Below are 16,273 nucleotides of genomic sequence, written 5' to 3'. Positions count from 1 at the left end.
GGGTCCTTAGGATTCGGTGGTGGTGCGTGCGGGGGTCGTACGTGCGGCGGTGGCACGTGCGGGGGCGTCGAGTTCGGGTCCGAGGAGCCAGGCGGCGATCTCGCGGACCGCTCCGGCGCCGCCCGGGGTGACGGTGACCGCGCGGGCGGCGGCCCGTACGGAGTCGTGGGCGCTGCTCACCGCGACGGGCCAGCCGACGAGGTGGAAGCAGGGCAGGTCGTTGACGTCGTTGCCGGCGTAGAGGACGCGCTGCGGGTCGATGCCCTCGGCCTCGCACCACTCCTTGAGGGCCCGGTCCTTGCGGTCGATGCCGTGCAGGACGGGGATGCGGAGCTTGCGGGCGCGGGCGGCGACGACGGCGTTCTGTTCGGTGGAGAGGATGAGGACGGGGAGGCCGGCGCGGCGCAGGGCGGCGATGCCGAGGCCGTCGCCGCGGTGAGCGGAGACGAACTCGCGGCCCTCGGCGTCGAGGTGGACCCGGTCGTCGGTCTGGGTGCCGTCGAAGTCCAGGACCACCGCGTCCACGTCGGCGAGGCCGGGGGTGGCGGGCGCGTCCAGGAGCGGGGCGAGGGCCTTGGCGCGGGCCAGGTCGTGCGGGTCGTCGATCTCCAGGACCCGGGCGGGGTCGGTGGCGACGAGCGCGGTGCGGCCGAAGAAGCGGTGCCGGTGGGTGCGGAAGCCGGGCGCGGCCATGGCGTAGACGGCGCCGGTCTCCAGGTACTCGGGCTCCCGGTCCTGGCGGCGGGGGCGGTGCGCCCTGTCGTGGTTGACGCCCTCGGCGCCCTCCGCCGTCTCGCGCCAGAGGAAGCCGTGCGACGGGGCGGCCGTGAAGGCCGTGTCGGCGGCGCCGGAGAGGATCCGGTCGGCGGTCTCGGCGACCTCGGCGGAGGTGAGGAAGGGGCTGGTGCACTGGACGAGGAGGACCACGTCGGCGGCGCGGCCGTGGGTGGCCTCGAAGGCGTCCATGGCGTGCAGGACGGCGGCCTCGCTGGTGGCGGTGTCGCCCGCGAGGTCGGCGGGGCGGTGCACGGCCTCGGCGCCGGCGGCGCGGGCGGCGGCCGCGATGGCGGGGTCGTCGGTGGAGACCACGACGTGGGTGACGGGGCGGGCGCCGAGGCAGGCGTGCACGGCGCGGCCGACCAGCGGGACGCCGGCCACCGGGGCGAGGTTCTTGGCGGGCACGCCCTTGGAGCCGCCCCGGGCGGGGATCACGGCGAGCACGACGGGCGCGGAGCCCGCGGGGGCGGTTGCGGCGGGAGCGGTTCCGGGGGTGGGCGCGGCGGTCGCGGCGGCGGCCCCTGGAGTGGGCGCGGGGGTAACGGTCCCGGAGGCGGGGACGGCGGCCCCGGGCACGGGAGCGGCGGGCGCGGGCGCGGCGGTCCCGGAAGCGGGTGCGGCGGTCGCGGGCGCGGGTGCGGCGGTCCCGGAAGCGGGTGCGGCGGTCATCAGAGTTCTCCCAGGCGGCGGATGACGGGGGCGACGCGCTGCACGCCGTGGCGGTACGCGCCCCGCGCGGCCTCCCGGACGATCCGGCGGAGCCTGCTCTCGCGGGGCTCCGGCGCGGTGACGTCCAGGCGGTGGCGGGCGAGGATCCCGGGCAGGTAGCCGGGGGCCGTCTCCGCGGTGTAGTAGGGGCTGATCGGGGGGAGTCCGGGCCCTGCCAGGAGGGCGTCGACCCGGTCGCGGGCCGCGTCGAAGGCCTCCTCGTACGAGCCGTCGGAGGCGACTCCCTGGCGGGCGAGCCAGGTCTCGTCGGGCGTCGGCGCGCCCCCCTCGTCGAGCCGGTCGAAGGAGGTCAGCAGGCCGGAGCCGACGAAGTGGTGGTTGCCGAGCGCCTCGCGGACCCCGAGGTCGGTGAGGATCGCGGTGGGGATCCGCCGGTGCAGGGCTTCGAGGGCGGCCGTCGAGGAGACGGTGACCAAGAGGTCGGTGCGGTCCAGGACCTCGCCCATGTGCCCGTACACGAGCCGGAAGTTGTCCGGCGGGTCGAGCTCGCGCACCAGCTTCTGGAAGGGGAACTCCTCCAGGTGCGTGGTGTGTTCGCCCGGCTTGGAGCGGAGCTTGAGGAGCACCTCGCGGCCCGGGTGGAGCCGGGCGTGCCCGATCAGCCGCCGCAGCACGTAGGCGCGTTCGGCGCGGGTGACGGGCACGGAGGGCTGCGCGGCGAAGACCAGGGTGTCGCGGCCGGCGACGGGGGCGTACGGGGCGCCGCCGAGGAAGGGCAGCGCCGCCTCCACGACCGACCCGGCGCCCGCGCCCACCCCTTCGTACACGGCGCGGAAGCGCTCGGCGTCGTGGCGGGAGTTGGCGAGGACGACGTCGGCGCCGTGGCGCAGCAGGAGGCCGTCGGTCAGCTTCTCGTAGACGACACCGACGTAGCCGGTGACGATCACCGGGCGCCGGGCGAGGCCCAGGTCGGCCAGGCCCTGGAGGACGGCCCGGACGGTGCCGCCGACGAGGGCGAGGACGAGCACGTCGTACCCCTCGCCACGCGCCTCCGCGTCCCGTACGGCGCGCAGGAACTCCGCGCCCGTCACCTCGCGGGGGACGTCCGAGGACACCCCGGTCTCGGCGAGCTGGCGGGCGGTCGGGGTGGCGCGTCCGCGCAGGACGAAGCCGGTGGGTTCGGCGGCCGTCGCCGTGATGCGGCGCGCGGTGAGGGCGCCCCATTTCCACCGGGTGTCGGAGTCGGCGAGTACGGCGGTCCGTATCGCTTCTCGGGTACGTGATGGCACGTCGAGGACGCTAGAAGGGCATTCCGCTTTCCGGCCCAACTGAGCCACAACAACCGGTGAACAGAGCCTCTCCGCATGCTGAAGCGGGTCGGCATCCGGTCGCCCCGGGCCGGATTTCCCCCTTTCCGTAAAGGCGGTTAATCGGCCCGCCGCTTGGTGTTCACCGGACATCCTCCCGGCGGTCGGGGGGAATGCCGGGCCGGCGCCTAGCGTCGGCCGCGTGGTCAAGCTCTCCGTCGTCGTGCCGTTCTTCAACGTGCAGACATACGCCCCCGACACCCTCACGAGCCTGCGGGCCAACGCCCGGGAGGACTTCGAGTTCCTGCTCGTCGACGACTGCTCGTCGGACGGGACCCCGGAGCTCCTCGAACGGGCCGCGCGCGAGATCCCGGGCGCCGTCCTGCTCCGGCACGCGCGCAACGAGGGCCTCGCCACGGCCCGGAACACCGGGCTCGACGCCGCCCGCGGCGCGTACGTCGCCTTCCTCGACGGGGACGACTGGCTCGCCCCCGGCTACTACTCCCGCCTCGTCGCCGCCGCCGAGGAGCTGGGCTGCGACTTCCTGCGCACCGACCACGTCTCGGTGACCGGCCGCGAGCGCGGGGTGCGCCGGGCGCCGGTCCCCCGGCGCGGCGAGGTGCTGCGCCCGAGGGACGCGATCCTGCCGTCGCACCGGACGACCTCCGTCGACTACCCGTACGCCTGGGCCGGGATCTACCACCGGCGGCTCCTCGACCGGGGGCTGCTGCACTTCACGCACGGGCTGCGGACGGCCGAGGACCGGCCGTGGATCTGGCGGCTGCACCGCGAGGCGGAATCGTTCGCGGCCATCGGCGAACTCGGCGTCTTCTACCGGCGCGGAGTGGCGACTTCCCTCACGCAGATCGGCGACGTCCGGCAATTGGATTTCATCCGCGCTTTCGACCAGGTGATCGAGGAGACGGCGCGGGACCGGGACGCGGAACTCCTCCTCCCGAAAGCCGTGCGCACCTATTGCGCGGTGATCTCCCACCACGTCGGTTCAATAGGGAGGTTCGAGCCGGACGTGGCACGGCAGTTGCGGGCGATGAGCGCGGGGGCGCTGCGGCGGATGCCGCAGGACGTCCTCGACGAGGCCCTGACGGCGATGGGCGGGGACCGCGCGGCGCTGCTGCGCAGGCTGCGGAGGCGCAGGCCGGCGCCACCGCCCGCACCCACGACCGGTCCCGGCTCCTCCTCCCCGAACCAGAACCGGAACCAGAACCAGAACCCGAACCCGGAGGTGGCCGCGTGAGCACCCGTACGCGCCCCCGCCGCACCACCCAGATCTTCTGCGCCTCCACCCTCTACGGGGCGGTGACGATCGCCGCCGCGCTCGACAGCGGCTGCTTCGGCCCCGCCGACCGCCGGATCCTCCTGGTCACCGACAACGCGCCCGTGCCGGAGACGACGCCCTCCCTCGACGAGGCCGAGGGCTTCGCGCGGCTGCGCGGCCGCTTCGACTCCGTCCTCTCCTGGAACGAGGTGATCTCCCCGCTCCACCCGGGCGGCTGGACCCCGCGCGCGAGCGACCTCCCGCTCCTCCAGCGCCATCTGCGCAGGATCTGGGACCTCGGCGACGACCGGGTCGAACTGGCCCTGGAGTCGATCCAGGTGACGCCCGCGCTCGCGATCGCCCAGCTCCTCCCCGAGGCGTCGATCACGGTGTACGCGGACGGGCTGATGAGCTACGGGCCGACCCGCAACAAGATCGACCCGCTGATCGGCGGGCGCGTGTCCCGGCTGCTCCACCTGGACCTGGTGCCCGGCCTCGCGCCGCTGCTCCTGGGGGAGTTCGGGGCGGTGCCGGAGGCCGTACCGGTCGAGGCGTTCACGAAGTGCGTCGAGGAGCTGGCGGGCCCGTCCTCCTCGGGGCCGGCCCCGGCGGAGGGCCCGGCGCTGCTCCTGGGCCAGTACCTGGCGGCCCTGAACCTGCTGACCGCCGCCGAGGAGGAGGAGCTGCACCTGCGGATGGTGCGGGGCGCGGTCGCGCGGGGCCACCGGCGGCTCGTCTTCAAGCCGCACCCGACGGCCCCGGACGCCTGGTCGCGGAAGCTGGTGCGCGCGGCGGAGGAGCTGGGCGCGGAGCTGACGGTCGAGGACCGGCCGGTCCTCGCGGAGGTGCTCTACCGCGAGCTGCGGCCCGCCCTTGTCGTCGGCTGCTTCTCGACGGCGCTGCTCACCGCGCACACCTTCTACGGCCTGCCGGTCGCCCGGGTCGGCACCCGTCCCCTCCTGGAGCGGCTGACCCCGTTCCAGAACAGCAACCGGATCCCGCTCACGGTCGTGGACGCGGTCGTCCCGCCCCTCGGCGGACCGGAGGGCGACGGACCCGGGATCGGTACGGAGGAGCTGAACGACCTGGTCGCGGCGGTCGGCTTCGCGATGCAGCCGAAGATCCGGCCGGAGCTGCGGACGGCGGCGGTACGGCACCTGTCGGGGCCGGTCGCCGAGCGCACCCGGCACCACTTCACCCGCCGCCGCCTCACCGCCCTGGGCCTCCCCGGCGGCCTGCCCCTCCCCCGGCACCCGCAGGTCCGCCGGCTGGCCCGGCGGGCGCTGCGGCTGCGCAGGGCGTTGAGGAGATAGCCACCGCGGGGCGCCGGAGCCCGGGACCCGTGCGGGGGTCCCGGGCTCCGGCGCGGGTGCGGAGACGGACTCGGGCCGCTCAGGCGCGGACGACCGGCTCCTGGAGTTCGGTCACCCACCGCGCCCGGTCCTCCGGGCACTCCAGGTACAGCTCGCGGGCGTATCCGGCGGAGGCGTACCCGTTGACGTCGATCCAGGTGGCCAGGGTCTGCGCGGTCGGCAGCAGGCCGTCCATCGAGCCGTGGTGGACGACGGTCGCCGCCTCCTCGATGCCGGGCAGGACGTGCACGAGGACGCCCTCCACATCCGTCCCCTCGGGGACGGTCATGCCCGCGTGGACGACGACCGAGCCGTCGCCGCGGCCCGCGTCCTCGTAGTACGCGACGCCCGGACCGAAGCCGGTGACGCCCGCGCCTTCGAGCCGGCCGCACAGCTCGTCGTACAGCGGGCCGATGACGGTGGTGATGTCCTGCGGGCCGAAGCTCGCGACGACCGCGCTCAGTTCGGCGATCCGGACGGCGGGGATCTTCTTGAGGACGACTTCCTGGGTGGACATGTGTCCCTCGCTCTCGATGGCACGGAGCCGCGCGCCGACCCGGTCGAGCCGGGTCCGCGCCTCCGCCAGGGCCGTCTCCAGCTCGGCCTGGCGCAGGCGCAGCATGCCCCGCAGCTCGTGCGCGTCGATCCGCTCCTCCAGGATGGCCCCCACCTGTTCCAGGGTGAAGCCGAGGTCCTTGAGCGCGATGACGCGGTTGAGCCGGGCGAGCTGGTCCGCCGCGTAGAAGCGGTAGCCCGTGTGCGGGTCGACCCGGGCCGGGCGCAGCAGTCCGACGGCGTCGTAGTGACGCAGCATCCGGACCGACACCCGCCCGTGCCGGGCGAAGTCTCCGATGGTGAACATGACGCCCCCTACGGAACGGCCTCACACGGTGTGAGGGTCAAGCCTCGGTCGTGGGAGGGGTCAGGCGGCGCTGGTCAGCGAGAGCTTCGCGGCGAAGCCGAGGAAGAGGGCGCCGGCCGCCGAGGTCGCGCCGGCGGAGAGGCGCCGGCGGCGGCGGAAGGCGGCGGAGAGGCGGGTGCCGCCGAAGATGAGGGTCGTGAGGTAGAGGAAGCTGCCGAGCTGGAGCAGGGCGCCGAGGACCAGGAAGGAGAGCGCCGGGTAGGCGTAGCCGGGGTCCACGAACTGCACGAAGAAGGAGATCAGGAAGAGGATCGCCTTCGGGTTGAAGAGGCTGATGACCAGCGCGCGCCGGTACGGGTGCTCGGCGGGGGCCGCCGGGGCGCCCCCGGGCTCCTCCGCGGGCGTCTCCCCGCGCGAGCGCCACATCGCCCATGCGGCCCGCAGCATCCCGTACGCCATCCAGGCCAGGTATCCGGCGCCCGCGTACTTCACGATCATGAAGAGGACCGGGGTGGTCTGGAGGAGGGAGGCCGCGCCGAGGGCGGCCAGGGTCATGAGGACCGCGTCGCCGGTGAAGACGCCGGCGGCGGCCTTGTAGCCGGTCCGGGTGCCCTTGCGGGCGGCGACGGACAGGACGTAGAGCGAGTTCGGTCCGGGCAGGAGGATGATGAGGACGAGCCCGGCGAGGTAGGTCGGCAGATCGGTGACACCCAGCATGGCCGGAGTGTCGCACGCGCGTACGGCGTTCCGCCCCCGTGTTTCGCATCACGGAAGATCGGGACGCGCCGCCCGGGAGGCGGACGCCGCTCCCCGGCGGAAGAGGGGTTCATGACTTCGTGATGTCCGGAGGGGCCTTTTTCGGCCGTGGTGCGCAACCACTCGCGCCCGGGAAGCATCCCACTACGTACATACGAGTTTCCCGGGGGGCAACGATGAAGCGGTCTTCGGCCGTCGTGCGCAGAGTGGTGCTGGCAGCGGTCTCGGTGGCGCTCGCCGCGGGCTGTACGGCCCAGGCGGCCGGTCCGGGGAGCGGTTCCGCGACCCCCTCGGCGGAGCCGTCGGGGTCGGCGTCCGGGTCCGCGTCGCCGTCCGCGTCTCCGACGGCGTCGGAGTCGGACTCCGCGACCCCCGGGGCCTCTCCCACGGCCGACGGCAAGGCTCCGTCCTCCTCCGCCACCTTCCCCACGGCGGACCCCTCGGACTCCGCCTCCGCCGGGACGCCGGGCTCCCCGGTCCTCATGAAGGACGGGGACGAGAACGAGCAGGTGCGCGAGCTCCAGGCGCGGCTGCGGCAGCTCAAGCACTTCGACCGCGCCCCCACCGGCTTCTACGGCTCGATGACGGCGCGCTCGGTGAAGTCCTTCCAGAAGAAGCAGGGGCTGGCCGGCACCGGCTCGGTCGACGAGACCACCTGGCAGCGGCTGCTCGGCGCCAGCCGGAAGCCGACCGCCAATGAGCTGAAGCCGTCGACCACCAACGCGCTCGACGCCCCGGCCCCGGCGTGCATGACCGGCCGGGTGCTCTGCATCAGCAAGGAGAGCCGGACCCTCGCCTGGATGATCGACGGCAAGGTCGTCTCGTCGATGGACGTCCGCTTCGGCTCGGAGAACACCCCGACCCGCGAGGGCACGTTCAGCGTGGGCTGGAAGGCCCGCGAGTGGACGTCGACGATCTACCACACGCCCATGCCGTACGCGATGTTCTTCAGCGGCGGCCAGGCCGTGCACTACTCGTCGGACTTCGCGGCCCGCGGTTACGCCGGGGCCTCGCACGGCTGCGTCAACGTCCGGGACCGGGCCAAGCTCTCGGCCCTCTTCGACCAGGTGAAGGTCGGGGACAAGGTCGTCGTCCACTGGTAGGCCCGCGAGGGAGGAGAGGGCGCGGGTGGGACCGGGGGAACGTGCCCCACCCGCGCCGGGTGCGCGGAGCCGCAGGTACGGGGGGAACCCCGGCTCGTCGCGCGGCCGATGACCAGTCGGCATTACGTACTGCGCCGACGGTCCGGAAAGTGTTACACCCCGAGCGGGAGGCGCGTCGTCGCGCCCGTCTCCGGGGTCGTCGCGGGGGCCGTCGCCGTCGAGTGCCGGGCGTCGCCCCGGCCGTCCCCGGCCCCGCCCCAGTGGCTCCCGTTCTCGCCGCCGCGGGGGCCGTCGCCCTTCGAGCCGCCCTTCGAGCCGTCCTCGGAGGTGTTTCCGGGTGCGCCGGTGGCGCCGGAGAGGACGCGGTCGCAGTAGCGGCGCAGGGTCTCGCCGTTGCGCAGGGTGTCCGCGAGCCGGCGGCGGCCGCCGTCGTCGAGCTTTCCCGAGCGGTAGGCCCGGCAGGCCTCGACGGCCTTCTGCCGGAGGTCCGTGACGCCGTTCCCGTTCCCGTTTCCGTTCCCGTTCCCGTTTCCGCTTCCGTCCCGGTCCGGGCCGCGCGTGGGGTCCGGGTCCGGGGCCTCGTCCGTGCCCGCCGTGCCGCGGCCGGGCTCCGGGACGTCCCGCTTCGGCCTGTCCGCGCCGTCGCCCTCCGGGCGGTCGCCGTCCGGGGCGGTGGTGTCCGGGCCCGTGACGTCCGGGGCCGGGGAGGCCGTGCCGGCGGAGGGGGACGCGCCGCGCGTGCGGTCCTCGCCGGGCGGCGGGGGCCCGGGTATCCCGGAGTCCTCGCGTATGTCGCCGGGCTCCGGCGAGACGAGCGGCCGCGCGGTCTCCCCGGCGGAGACGGAACTCGCGGGCGCGGGGCCCACCAGCGGGAGGACGCCGGTGCCCGCGGCGACGGCGACCCCGCCGACGGCGACGGCGGCGACCGCGGCGGCGAGGCCGTAGCGCGCGGAGCGGCCCCAACGGCGCGGGGGCGCGGCGACGCGCGCGAGCCGCACCCGGCCCAGGTCGGCGGGAACGGTCTCCCCGGCGGTGTTCCCCTGCGCGGCGGGGGCAGGGGCAGCGGTGGGGGCAGCTGCGGCGCGGGCCGCCGTGGCCTCGCGGAAGGCGGCGAGGGCCGCGGCCTCTCCCGGCAGTTCGCCCCCGGCGACCGGGGTGCGGACCGCGTCGAGGGCCTCCGCGAGGCGCCCGGCCCGCGGGCGTGCGAGGTCGTCGGCGGGGTCGACGGGGTCGACGGGCTCGCCCCGGAGCAGTCGCTCCGCGGCCTCCTCGTCGAGCCACTGGTACCGCTCGTCGGCCATCACATGTCCTTCTGCGTACGCGGACGCGATTGCGTCACACCGCCGGGCGCCACCGCTCCCGGTGTCCGGCCGCGCTGCGGAGGCACGCCGTCCAGGGGGACGACGGTCCCGCCGGCGCCGTCCGGGGCGGCCTCGACCCCGAGGAGTTCGGCGAGCCTCTTGAGGCCGCGGTGCGCGGCGGTGCGCACGGCGCCGGGGCGCTTCCCGAGGGTGTCGGCGGCGCTCTTGGCGTCCAGGCCGACGACGACGCGCAGCACGACGGCCTCGGCCTGGTCCTGCGGGAGCTGGGCGATCAGGTCCATGGTGTGGCCGGTGGCCAGGGCCTCCAGGGCCTCGCCCGCGGTGTCGGACTCGGCGGGCTTGTCGGTGAGCTCGGTCTCGTCGGCGCCGACGACGGGCCGCCGGCCGCGCATCCGTATGTGATCGAGGGCGCGGTTGCGGGCGATCCGGGCGGCCCAGCCGCGGAAGCGGTCCGCGTCGCCGCCGAAGCGGTCGAGGTCGCGCGCGATCTGGAGCCAGGCCTCGGAGGCCACGTCCTCCGCGTCGGTGTCGCCGACCAGTGTGCGTATGTAGCCGAGCAGCCTGGGGTGCACGGCGCGATACACAGCACGGAAGGCGTCCTCGTCCCCGTGCTGTGCGGCGAGCACCGCGGCCGTCAGCTCCGCGTCGTCCCCCAGCACTCCCCAAACCCTGTTCGTCGGTCGCGTCGTCTCGTCGCGGCTGGTCACCGCCGCCACGCTGTCCAACACACCAGCACGCTACGTGGTGCTCCGGCACCTCGTCCACGCGGTGCCCGCCCCTTGTACAACTTGCAACCTTCCGGTGTCCGGAAGCGGTGTGACAGAAAGCGCACTCCCGGCGCTGAAAGGAGTACGGAGCCGTGCTGCGGCTCCGTGGAGGACGACCGGGGCCTCTCCTGTGGGGGGTGGCGGCCCCGGTCGTCTCTCCTTTTCCTCCGCCTTCCCCCTCCCTTTCCCTGCTTTCCGGCCTCCGGACCGCCCGGGGCGCGGTGCGCCTCCGCACATGTCAACCAACGGTTGACACCCCTTGGGTGTCAACCTAGGGTTGCCTCATGACGAATCCAGTCGTTCCGACCGTTCCCGTCCGTCTCGACGAGCTCATCGAAGCCATCAAGAAGGTCCACCCGAACGCCCTGGAGCAGCTCTCCGGCGCGGTCATGGCGGCGGACCACCTCGGCGACGTCGCCGACCACCTCATCGGTCACTTCGTCGACCAGGCCCGGCGCTCCGGCGCCTCCTGGACCGACATCGGCCGCAGCATGGGCGTCACCCGCCAGGCGGCGCAGAAGCGGTTCGTGCCGAAGGACCCCGACGCCGAGAAGATGGACCCGAGCGCCGGGTTCGGCCGCTTCACGCCCCGCGCGCGGAACGTGGTCATGGCCTCCCAGAACGAGGCGACGGCCGTCGGCAACGCCGAGATCACCCCCTCCCACCTGGTGCTCGGCCTGCTGGCCGAGCCCGAGGGGCTCGCGGCGCACTGGATCGCCTCGCGGGGCGTGACCCTCGACCGGGTGCGCGAGGCGGCGGCGGCGACCCTGCCGCCGGCCGTCGACGAGCCGCCCACGCTCGTGCCGTACGACGCGGCGGCGAAGAAGGTCCTGGAGCTGACGTTCCGCGAGGCCCTGCGCCTCGGGCACCACTACGTCGGCACCGAGCACGTCCTGCTCGCGCTCCTGGAGCACGAGGACGGGGAGGGCGTGCTGAGCGGGCTCGGCCTCGACAAGGCGACGGCGGAACGGGAGATCTCCGAGGCGGTCGCCTCGATCGCGATCCAGGCGCCGGAGGCGGAGACGGAGTCCTGACCGTCCCCTCAGGCGGTGGTGCGGGCCCGGCGCGAGACGACCGCGCGCAGGACCCGGCCGCCCTCGACGGAGAGCTCGCGGGCCCGGCGCAGTCCGGTCGGGCCGTGGGCGGCCGATTCGAGGACGGCCCGCTGGCGGCGGAGCTCCCCGGCGAGCAGCGGGCCCGCGCCGTCGGCGTCCCCGGCGCGGCAGCGCTCGACGAGGCCCTCGTCGGCGCCGGCCGCGTCGTACCGCCCGTGCAGGGCGAGGGCGGTGCCGGAGCAGGTGCCGACCCAGGCGCGCAGGGACTCCGGCGACCAGGCCGCGGGGGCGGACGCCAGCATGGCGCGCACGGACTCCGCCGCGTCCCCGCCGCCCTCGGCGTCCAGCTCGACGCGGGCCTTGGCGACGGCCTCGCCCCACGCGTCGCCGTCGGCGCGCGCGACGGCCGCCCAGGCGGGCCGCAGGACGTCGCCCCGGTCGGCGGCGAGCAGCGGGAGGCAGCGGTCGAGACAGGCGAGGCCGGCCGCGGCCAGTCCCCGCTCGTCGGCCCCGTCGATCAGCTCCCGCAGGCTCCGGTCGTTCTCCGGCTTCCCCGACGCCATGGACGCCTCCTCGCCACCCGATGCGGACGCGGCGGTTCCCCTTACGTGGCGGGGGGTCGCCTTTTCGTCACTGTGTGGCCGGAATCATGCCAGTGGGGTCGGCTCGTTGCATAGGGGTACGAGGTGATCACAGCCCGAGGGCCTTCTCGTTGAACACCTCGACCGGGCACGTGGCCCGGGTGGCCCGCGCTCCGTCCCGGATCCGGCCGTCACTGGTCACCAGCGGAACGTCGTACCCCTCCGCGAGCGCCACGTACAGGGCGTCGTAGGCGCTGAGGTTGGCGTACAGCTCGCGCACCCGGGGCAGCAGCGGGAGGTGCTCCGACCTGCGCAGCGGCAGCTCCGCGAGGGCCGCGCAGGCGTCGCCCAGCTCACGGTCGGTCAGCTTTCCGCCCCGGTGCCGGCCCAGCAGGGCCGAGGTCACCTCGATGTCGACGAGGTGCGGGGCGAGCAGCCGCTCCCCCTTCACCCGCTCCCGCACCGCCGCGCCGACCGGGCCCGCGTCGGCCAGCAGCATGACGAGCGCACCGGCATCCACGACGATCACTCGCGTCGCCTTCCCCGGTCGATCCCGTCGAGCACGTCGTCCGTCGACAGCCGGGCCGTGACCCGCTCCTGGATGCGGGCGACCACGTCATCGAGCGAGGGGGTGGCGGCCTCCTGCTCCAGCAGGGTGCGGGCGTACGCCTGGAGGGACTGCCGGTTGCGGGCGGCCCTTATCTTCAGCTCGGTCAGCGCTTCCTCGGACAGGTCGCGCACGTAGAGAGTGGCCATGCGACTACTCTAGTCGCCCTGCTAGCAGTTTGATGGCAACCTTTCGTCCCTCACCGCACCCGCTCCGCAAGCGCCCGGAACTGTTCCCACGTCTGCGTCGGCTTCGCCGGGTTCCAGACCTTCTGGGAGAGGGCCGCCAGGGGCAGCCGGATGCCCGCCGCCACCTGGGCCGGGGTCTGGGAGTTCGCCAGGTCGCACCAGACCGCGAAGCGGGCGCCGAGGATCTGGGCGTCGTACTTCGCCGGGACGGGGCCGGTGCCGCGCACGACGAGCGGGGTCCACTGCTCGTAGATCCGGCGGCCGGTGGGGTACGCGAAGTCGTTGGGCTCGCCGAGGACGTAGTAGAGGTACTCGTCGTTGAGGTTGACCATCTTCCGGCCCTGGCTCAGGTACGAGACGGGCGGCCGGGCGCCGATCTCCTTGCCCGTCCAGTACTCGACCTCCAGGTCCTTCGCCGCGTTCACGACCCCGCCGGTGAAGAAGCCGTCGTTCCAGGCCTTGAGGGTCTTGCCGGTGGGGCGGACGACGGCGGCGCGGTCGTTGAGCCAGCCGGTGGCCAGGTCCTGGACGCGGGCGGAGGGCCCGTACTTCGCCTTCGCCGCCCGCGCCAGCTCCGGGTAGGTGGCCTCGGGGTCCTTCGCCATGAGGGCCACGTACTCGTCGGCGCCGAGGTGCCAGTACGCGCCGGGGAAGAGCCGGGAGTACTCGCGCAGCAGGTCGTCGACGATCTTCGCCGAGTCCGGGTCCGCGATGTCGACGGCGCCGCGCGGGGTCCGGCCGGCCGCGCTGCGGAGCTGGAGGTCCGGATGGGCGGCGATGACCGCGCCGAGGTGTCCCGGGGAGTCGATCTCGGGGACGACGGTGACGTGCCGCTCGGCGGCGAGGGCGAGGATCCGCCGCACCTCCGCCTTGGTGAGGTGCTGGGCGGAGACCACCTCGGGGTGGCTCTCGGACTCGATCCGGAAGCCCTGGTCGTCGGAGAAGTGCAGTCCGAGCTGGTTGAGCTTGAGGTCGCCCATCTCCCGGATGCGGTCCTCGATCCAGGCGGCCGTGAAGTGCTTGCGGGCGGTGTCCACGTTCAGACCGCGCTGCGGCTTGGCCGGCCGGTCGTTCACCGTCCCCTCGGGCATCGCGCCGGTCGCCTTCACCGACTGCTTGAGGGTGCGGGTGCCGTAGAAGACCCCGGCCTCGTCGGGCCCGCTGATCCGCACCCGGTCGTCCCGGACGACGAGGGCGTACGACTCGGGGGCGCCCGTCCCGCCCAGGGCCAGCTCGACGTCCCCGGGTCCGGCGGCGACGGCGCCCCGGTACGGGATGCCCAGCTCGCCCGCTATCAGCTTGCCCTCGTCGGCGAGGCCGCCGCTGTTCGCGGCGATGACGACCCCGCCGGTGGGCGCCGGCTTCCAGCCGGGACCGCGGGCGGCCTCGTGGGCGCGGACGGCCGGAACCGTGCGGGGCGCGCTGGAGAGCGGGTACGTACGGGTCGGCGTCGGTGTCGGCGGGGGCGGCGCGCTCGTGGGCGCGGCGGCCGTGGCCGAGCCGGGGGACGGAGCGGAGGCCGGGCCCGAGGCGGACCCGCCGGAGCAGGCCGCCACGGTGGCCAGTGCCACCGAGGTCGCCAGGAGTGCGGGGCCCCGCCGGGGCCCCCGTATGGAGTACCGCATCAATCGGAATCCTCCCCTACGGATGACGGTCCGGCCAATCGGGCGACGCGCGGACGGCCGAAACGGAACCCTCACATCCGTCGCGGCGGGAACGCCGGAACCTCCGTCGCCGTCAAGAAGGACGACGGCGGGGACGATCGACACCCCGCCTTCACCCGCGGTCGGACGACCGGAACCCCGGCGTCCATCAGATGTTCCGAAACTCTCCCTTCCGGGTGAAAATCGCGCACCCGTCGGACACTTCCCCCGTCCCGTCGATAACGTTCCGTCACGCCCACCCCATCCGTCCCGGAGTAACCGGAGCCCACGCTGACCAGCGACACCCACGTCCCCTGCCGGAAACCGGGCTCCACGGACACGCCTGCCATACCCGGCCCGCCCCCCGCGCCCCGGCGCGCCGGCGGTCCCGCCGGTCCCGTCGCCGGTCCCGTCGGCGGTTCTGTCGCCGGTCCCGTCGGCGGCCCCGTCGGCGGTCTCGTCGGCTTCAACGCGGCGCCCCCCGCCGAGGCCGTGGCCCTGCTGCTCTCCTGCTGCCACAGCCTCCGCTGGGCCGAACGGGTGGCGGCCCACCGCCCCTATCCCACGGTGGACGCGCTGCTCGCCGCCGCCGACGAGGCCGGGTACGACCTGTCCCGCGCCGATCTCGACGGGGCCCTGGCCGCCGAGTCCTCCGCGCTGCCGCACCCCGGCGCCCCGCCGGCCGCCCGCACCGCGCTGCGGGCCGCGCACGCGGCGTACGAGAGCAGCTTCGGACATGCGTTCGTGATCAGCCTCGACGGGGTGCGGCCCGGGGAACGGCTCGACCAGGTCCTGGCCGGAATCCGGTCACGTCTCGGCAACGAACCGGAGGAGGAGCGGGTGATCGCGGCCGAGGAACTGCGCCGGCTCGCCCGCGCGCGGCTGGCCTTCCGGCTGGCCGAGGGGCTCACACCCCGGCGCCCCGAGGCGTGATTCCGTCCGCAATGCGGTGATTCCGTCCTGTGCGATAGCCCGTCCGTGCCTGTTTGATCACACCTATGGACCCCGCGCGAGCGAACCGACAACTCGTCGCTACGATGACCGGGGCCGGTGGACCGTACCCGGCCGGGCCAGACCGACAGAGAAGCCGGCCGGCCCTGATCCCCGCTCCCGGAGGGTTTTTCCGTGCCGGCTGGAACGCTGTACCGCGGCCGGGAAGGAATGTGGTCCTGGGTGGCTCATCGAGTCACCGGCGTCCTCATCTTCTTCTTCCTGTTCGTACACGTCCTTGACACCTCTCTCGTCCGCGTCTCCCCCGAGGCCTACGACGAGGTCGTCGCGACCTACAAGACGCCGATCGTCGCTCTGCTGGAGTACGGCCTGGTCGCCGCCATCCTCTTCCACGCGCTGAACGGCCTCCGGGTCATCGCGGTGGACTTCTGGTCCAAGGGCCCGCGCTACCAGAAGCAGATGCTCTGGACCGTCGTGGGCATCTGGGTCGTGCTGATGGCGTTCTCGCTGTACCCCATCCTCGGGCACGCCGTACGTGAACTGTTCGGGAGCTGACGCCAGACATGTCGACTGACACCACCTCCGCGATCGGCCCCGTCGAGGGCGGCCACACCTACGACGTGGACAACCCCGCGCCGTACATCGAGCCGCCCCGCAAGCGCACCGGCAAGACCCCGCGCGCGACCCGCGGCAACTTCGAGATGGCCGCGTGGCTCTTCATGCGCCTCTCCGGCGTCGTGCTCGTCGTCCTGGTCATCGGCCACCTGCTGATCCAGCTCTTCCTGGACGGCGGCGTCTCCAAGATCGGCTTCGCCTTCGTGGCCGGCCGCTGGGCGTCCCCGTTCTGGCAGGTCTGGGACCTGCTGATGCTCTGGCTGGCCATGCTGCACGGCGCCAACGGCCTCCGTACGGTCATCAACGACTACGCGGAGCGGACCAACACGCGCCTGTGGCTCAAGGGCCTGCTGTACACCGCCACGGTGTTCACCATCCTTCTGGGCACGCTGGTGATCTTCACCTTCGACCCGAACATCCGCTAGGCACGGGGCTGAGGTAA

Annotated in this window: 17 protein-coding genes; 7 read left to right on the top strand and 10 right to left on the bottom strand. The window is 74.1% G+C overall.

Annotated elements, in window-relative coordinates:
• Nucleotides 1-6: 6 nt before the first annotated feature.
• On the bottom strand, nucleotides 7-1,446 hold the full coding sequence (locus tag ACWGSR_RS06270; RefSeq protein WP_453563913.1) for a cytidylyltransferase domain-containing protein: 1,440 nt from the start codon (nucleotides 1,444-1,446) through the stop codon (nucleotides 7-9).
• Nucleotides 1,446-2,735, bottom strand: coding sequence for a DUF6716 putative glycosyltransferase (locus ACWGSR_RS06265; protein WP_453563910.1), 1,290 nt, complete (start codon nucleotides 2,733-2,735; stop codon nucleotides 1,446-1,448). Before ACWGSR_RS06265 ends, ACWGSR_RS06270 begins: the two co-directional genes overlap by 1 nt.
• Before the next feature lie 220 nt (nucleotides 2,736-2,955).
• Here ACWGSR_RS06265 and ACWGSR_RS06260 point away from each other — a divergent pair, with 220 nt between their 5' ends.
• Both ACWGSR_RS06260 and ACWGSR_RS06255 read left to right on the top strand, forming a co-directional pair.
• A complete protein-coding gene (locus ACWGSR_RS06260) occupies nucleotides 2,956-4,008 on the top strand; it encodes a glycosyltransferase family 2 protein (protein ID WP_453563908.1) in 1,053 nt (350 codons plus the stop codon).
• On the top strand, nucleotides 4,005-5,342 hold the full coding sequence (locus ACWGSR_RS06255) for a polysialyltransferase family glycosyltransferase (protein ID WP_453563905.1): 1,338 nt from the start codon (nucleotides 4,005-4,007) through the stop codon (nucleotides 5,340-5,342). The genes ACWGSR_RS06260 and ACWGSR_RS06255 overlap by 4 nt, the downstream gene beginning before the upstream one ends.
• Nucleotides 5,343-5,421: 79 nt before the next feature.
• Here ACWGSR_RS06255 and ACWGSR_RS06250 read toward each other — a convergent pair whose 3' ends face one another.
• Nucleotides 5,422-6,243: a MerR family transcriptional regulator gene (locus ACWGSR_RS06250; protein ID WP_376243333.1), complete on the bottom strand. Its 822-nt coding sequence runs from the start codon at nucleotides 6,241-6,243 to the stop codon at nucleotides 5,422-5,424.
• Between the two features lie 60 nt (nucleotides 6,244-6,303).
• Nucleotides 6,304-6,960 carry a leucine efflux protein LeuE gene (leuE, locus tag ACWGSR_RS06245; RefSeq protein WP_376243331.1) on the bottom strand — a complete coding sequence of 219 codons (657 nt, stop codon included), beginning with the start codon at nucleotides 6,958-6,960 and terminating at the stop codon, nucleotides 6,304-6,306.
• Between the two features lie 215 nt (nucleotides 6,961-7,175).
• On the opposite strand from leuE, the gene ACWGSR_RS06240 reads away from it, so the two are divergent.
• Nucleotides 7,176-8,102 (top strand): L,D-transpeptidase family protein, encoded by a 927-nt coding sequence (locus ACWGSR_RS06240; protein ID WP_453563903.1) that lies wholly within the window; start codon nucleotides 7,176-7,178, stop codon nucleotides 8,100-8,102.
• Nucleotides 8,103-8,254: 152 nt separating this feature from the next.
• Here the strand turns inward: ACWGSR_RS06240 and ACWGSR_RS06235 are convergent, their stop codons facing one another.
• Together ACWGSR_RS06235 and ACWGSR_RS06230 are read right to left on the bottom strand one after the other, a co-directional pair.
• Nucleotides 8,255-9,403 carry a hypothetical protein gene (locus ACWGSR_RS06235; protein WP_453563900.1) on the bottom strand — a complete coding sequence of 383 codons (1,149 nt, stop codon included), beginning with the start codon at nucleotides 9,401-9,403 and terminating at the stop codon, nucleotides 8,255-8,257.
• The gene (locus ACWGSR_RS06230) at nucleotides 9,403-10,083 is read right to left on the bottom strand and encodes an RNA polymerase sigma factor (protein WP_376243338.1); all 681 of its coding nucleotides are present in this window, start codon (nucleotides 10,081-10,083) and stop codon (nucleotides 9,403-9,405) included. Before ACWGSR_RS06230 ends, ACWGSR_RS06235 begins: the two co-directional genes overlap by 1 nt.
• 392 nt (nucleotides 10,084-10,475) lie before the next feature.
• Between ACWGSR_RS06230 and ACWGSR_RS06225 the strand changes: the two genes are divergently transcribed.
• Nucleotides 10,476-11,225: a Clp protease N-terminal domain-containing protein gene (locus ACWGSR_RS06225; protein WP_453563898.1), complete on the top strand. Its 750-nt coding sequence runs from the start codon at nucleotides 10,476-10,478 to the stop codon at nucleotides 11,223-11,225.
• A gap of 8 nt (nucleotides 11,226-11,233) precedes the next feature.
• Here ACWGSR_RS06225 and ACWGSR_RS06220 read toward each other — a convergent pair whose 3' ends face one another.
• The 4 genes from ACWGSR_RS06220 to ACWGSR_RS06205 form a co-directional block, all read right to left on the bottom strand.
• On the bottom strand, nucleotides 11,234-11,809 hold the full coding sequence (locus ACWGSR_RS06220; RefSeq protein WP_376243319.1) for a hypothetical protein: 576 nt from the start codon (nucleotides 11,807-11,809) through the stop codon (nucleotides 11,234-11,236).
• A gap of 127 nt (nucleotides 11,810-11,936) precedes the next feature.
• Complete coding sequence (locus tag ACWGSR_RS06215; RefSeq protein WP_453563895.1) at nucleotides 11,937-12,356, bottom strand: type II toxin-antitoxin system VapC family toxin; 420 nt, start codon at nucleotides 12,354-12,356, stop codon at nucleotides 11,937-11,939.
• The gene (locus ACWGSR_RS06210; RefSeq protein WP_366371230.1) at nucleotides 12,353-12,583 is read right to left on the bottom strand and encodes a FitA-like ribbon-helix-helix domain-containing protein; all 231 of its coding nucleotides are present in this window, start codon (nucleotides 12,581-12,583) and stop codon (nucleotides 12,353-12,355) included. The genes ACWGSR_RS06215 and ACWGSR_RS06210 overlap by 4 nt, the downstream gene beginning before the upstream one ends.
• 50 nt (nucleotides 12,584-12,633) lie before the next feature.
• A complete protein-coding gene (locus ACWGSR_RS06205; protein WP_453563892.1) occupies nucleotides 12,634-14,247 on the bottom strand; it encodes a beta-N-acetylhexosaminidase in 1,614 nt (537 codons plus the stop codon).
• Between the two features lie 366 nt (nucleotides 14,248-14,613).
• On the opposite strand from ACWGSR_RS06205, the gene ACWGSR_RS06200 reads away from it, so the two are divergent.
• The 3 genes from ACWGSR_RS06200 to ACWGSR_RS06190 all read left to right on the top strand — a co-directional run bounded on the left by ACWGSR_RS06200 (nucleotide 14,614) and on the right by ACWGSR_RS06190 (nucleotide 16,256).
• Entirely contained in the window at nucleotides 14,614-15,198 is a 585-nt protein-coding gene (locus tag ACWGSR_RS06200) for a 2-oxo-4-hydroxy-4-carboxy-5-ureidoimidazoline decarboxylase (protein ID WP_453564210.1), read from the top strand.
• Nucleotides 15,199-15,390: 192 nt separating this feature from the next.
• Nucleotides 15,391-15,771 (top strand): succinate dehydrogenase, cytochrome b556 subunit, encoded by a 381-nt coding sequence (sdhC, locus tag ACWGSR_RS06195; protein WP_453563890.1) that lies wholly within the window; start codon nucleotides 15,391-15,393, stop codon nucleotides 15,769-15,771.
• Nucleotides 15,772-15,779: 8 nt separating this feature from the next.
• Nucleotides 15,780-16,256: a succinate dehydrogenase hydrophobic membrane anchor subunit gene (locus tag ACWGSR_RS06190; RefSeq protein WP_376243310.1), complete on the top strand. Its 477-nt coding sequence runs from the start codon at nucleotides 15,780-15,782 to the stop codon at nucleotides 16,254-16,256.
• The last annotated feature ends 17 nt before the right edge of the window (nucleotides 16,257-16,273 follow it).

The organism is Streptomyces sp. NPDC055632 (assembly GCF_053618675.1).
The sequence above is the reverse complement of the archived record's forward strand: the minus strand, read 5'-3'. Positions and strand labels throughout refer to the sequence as shown.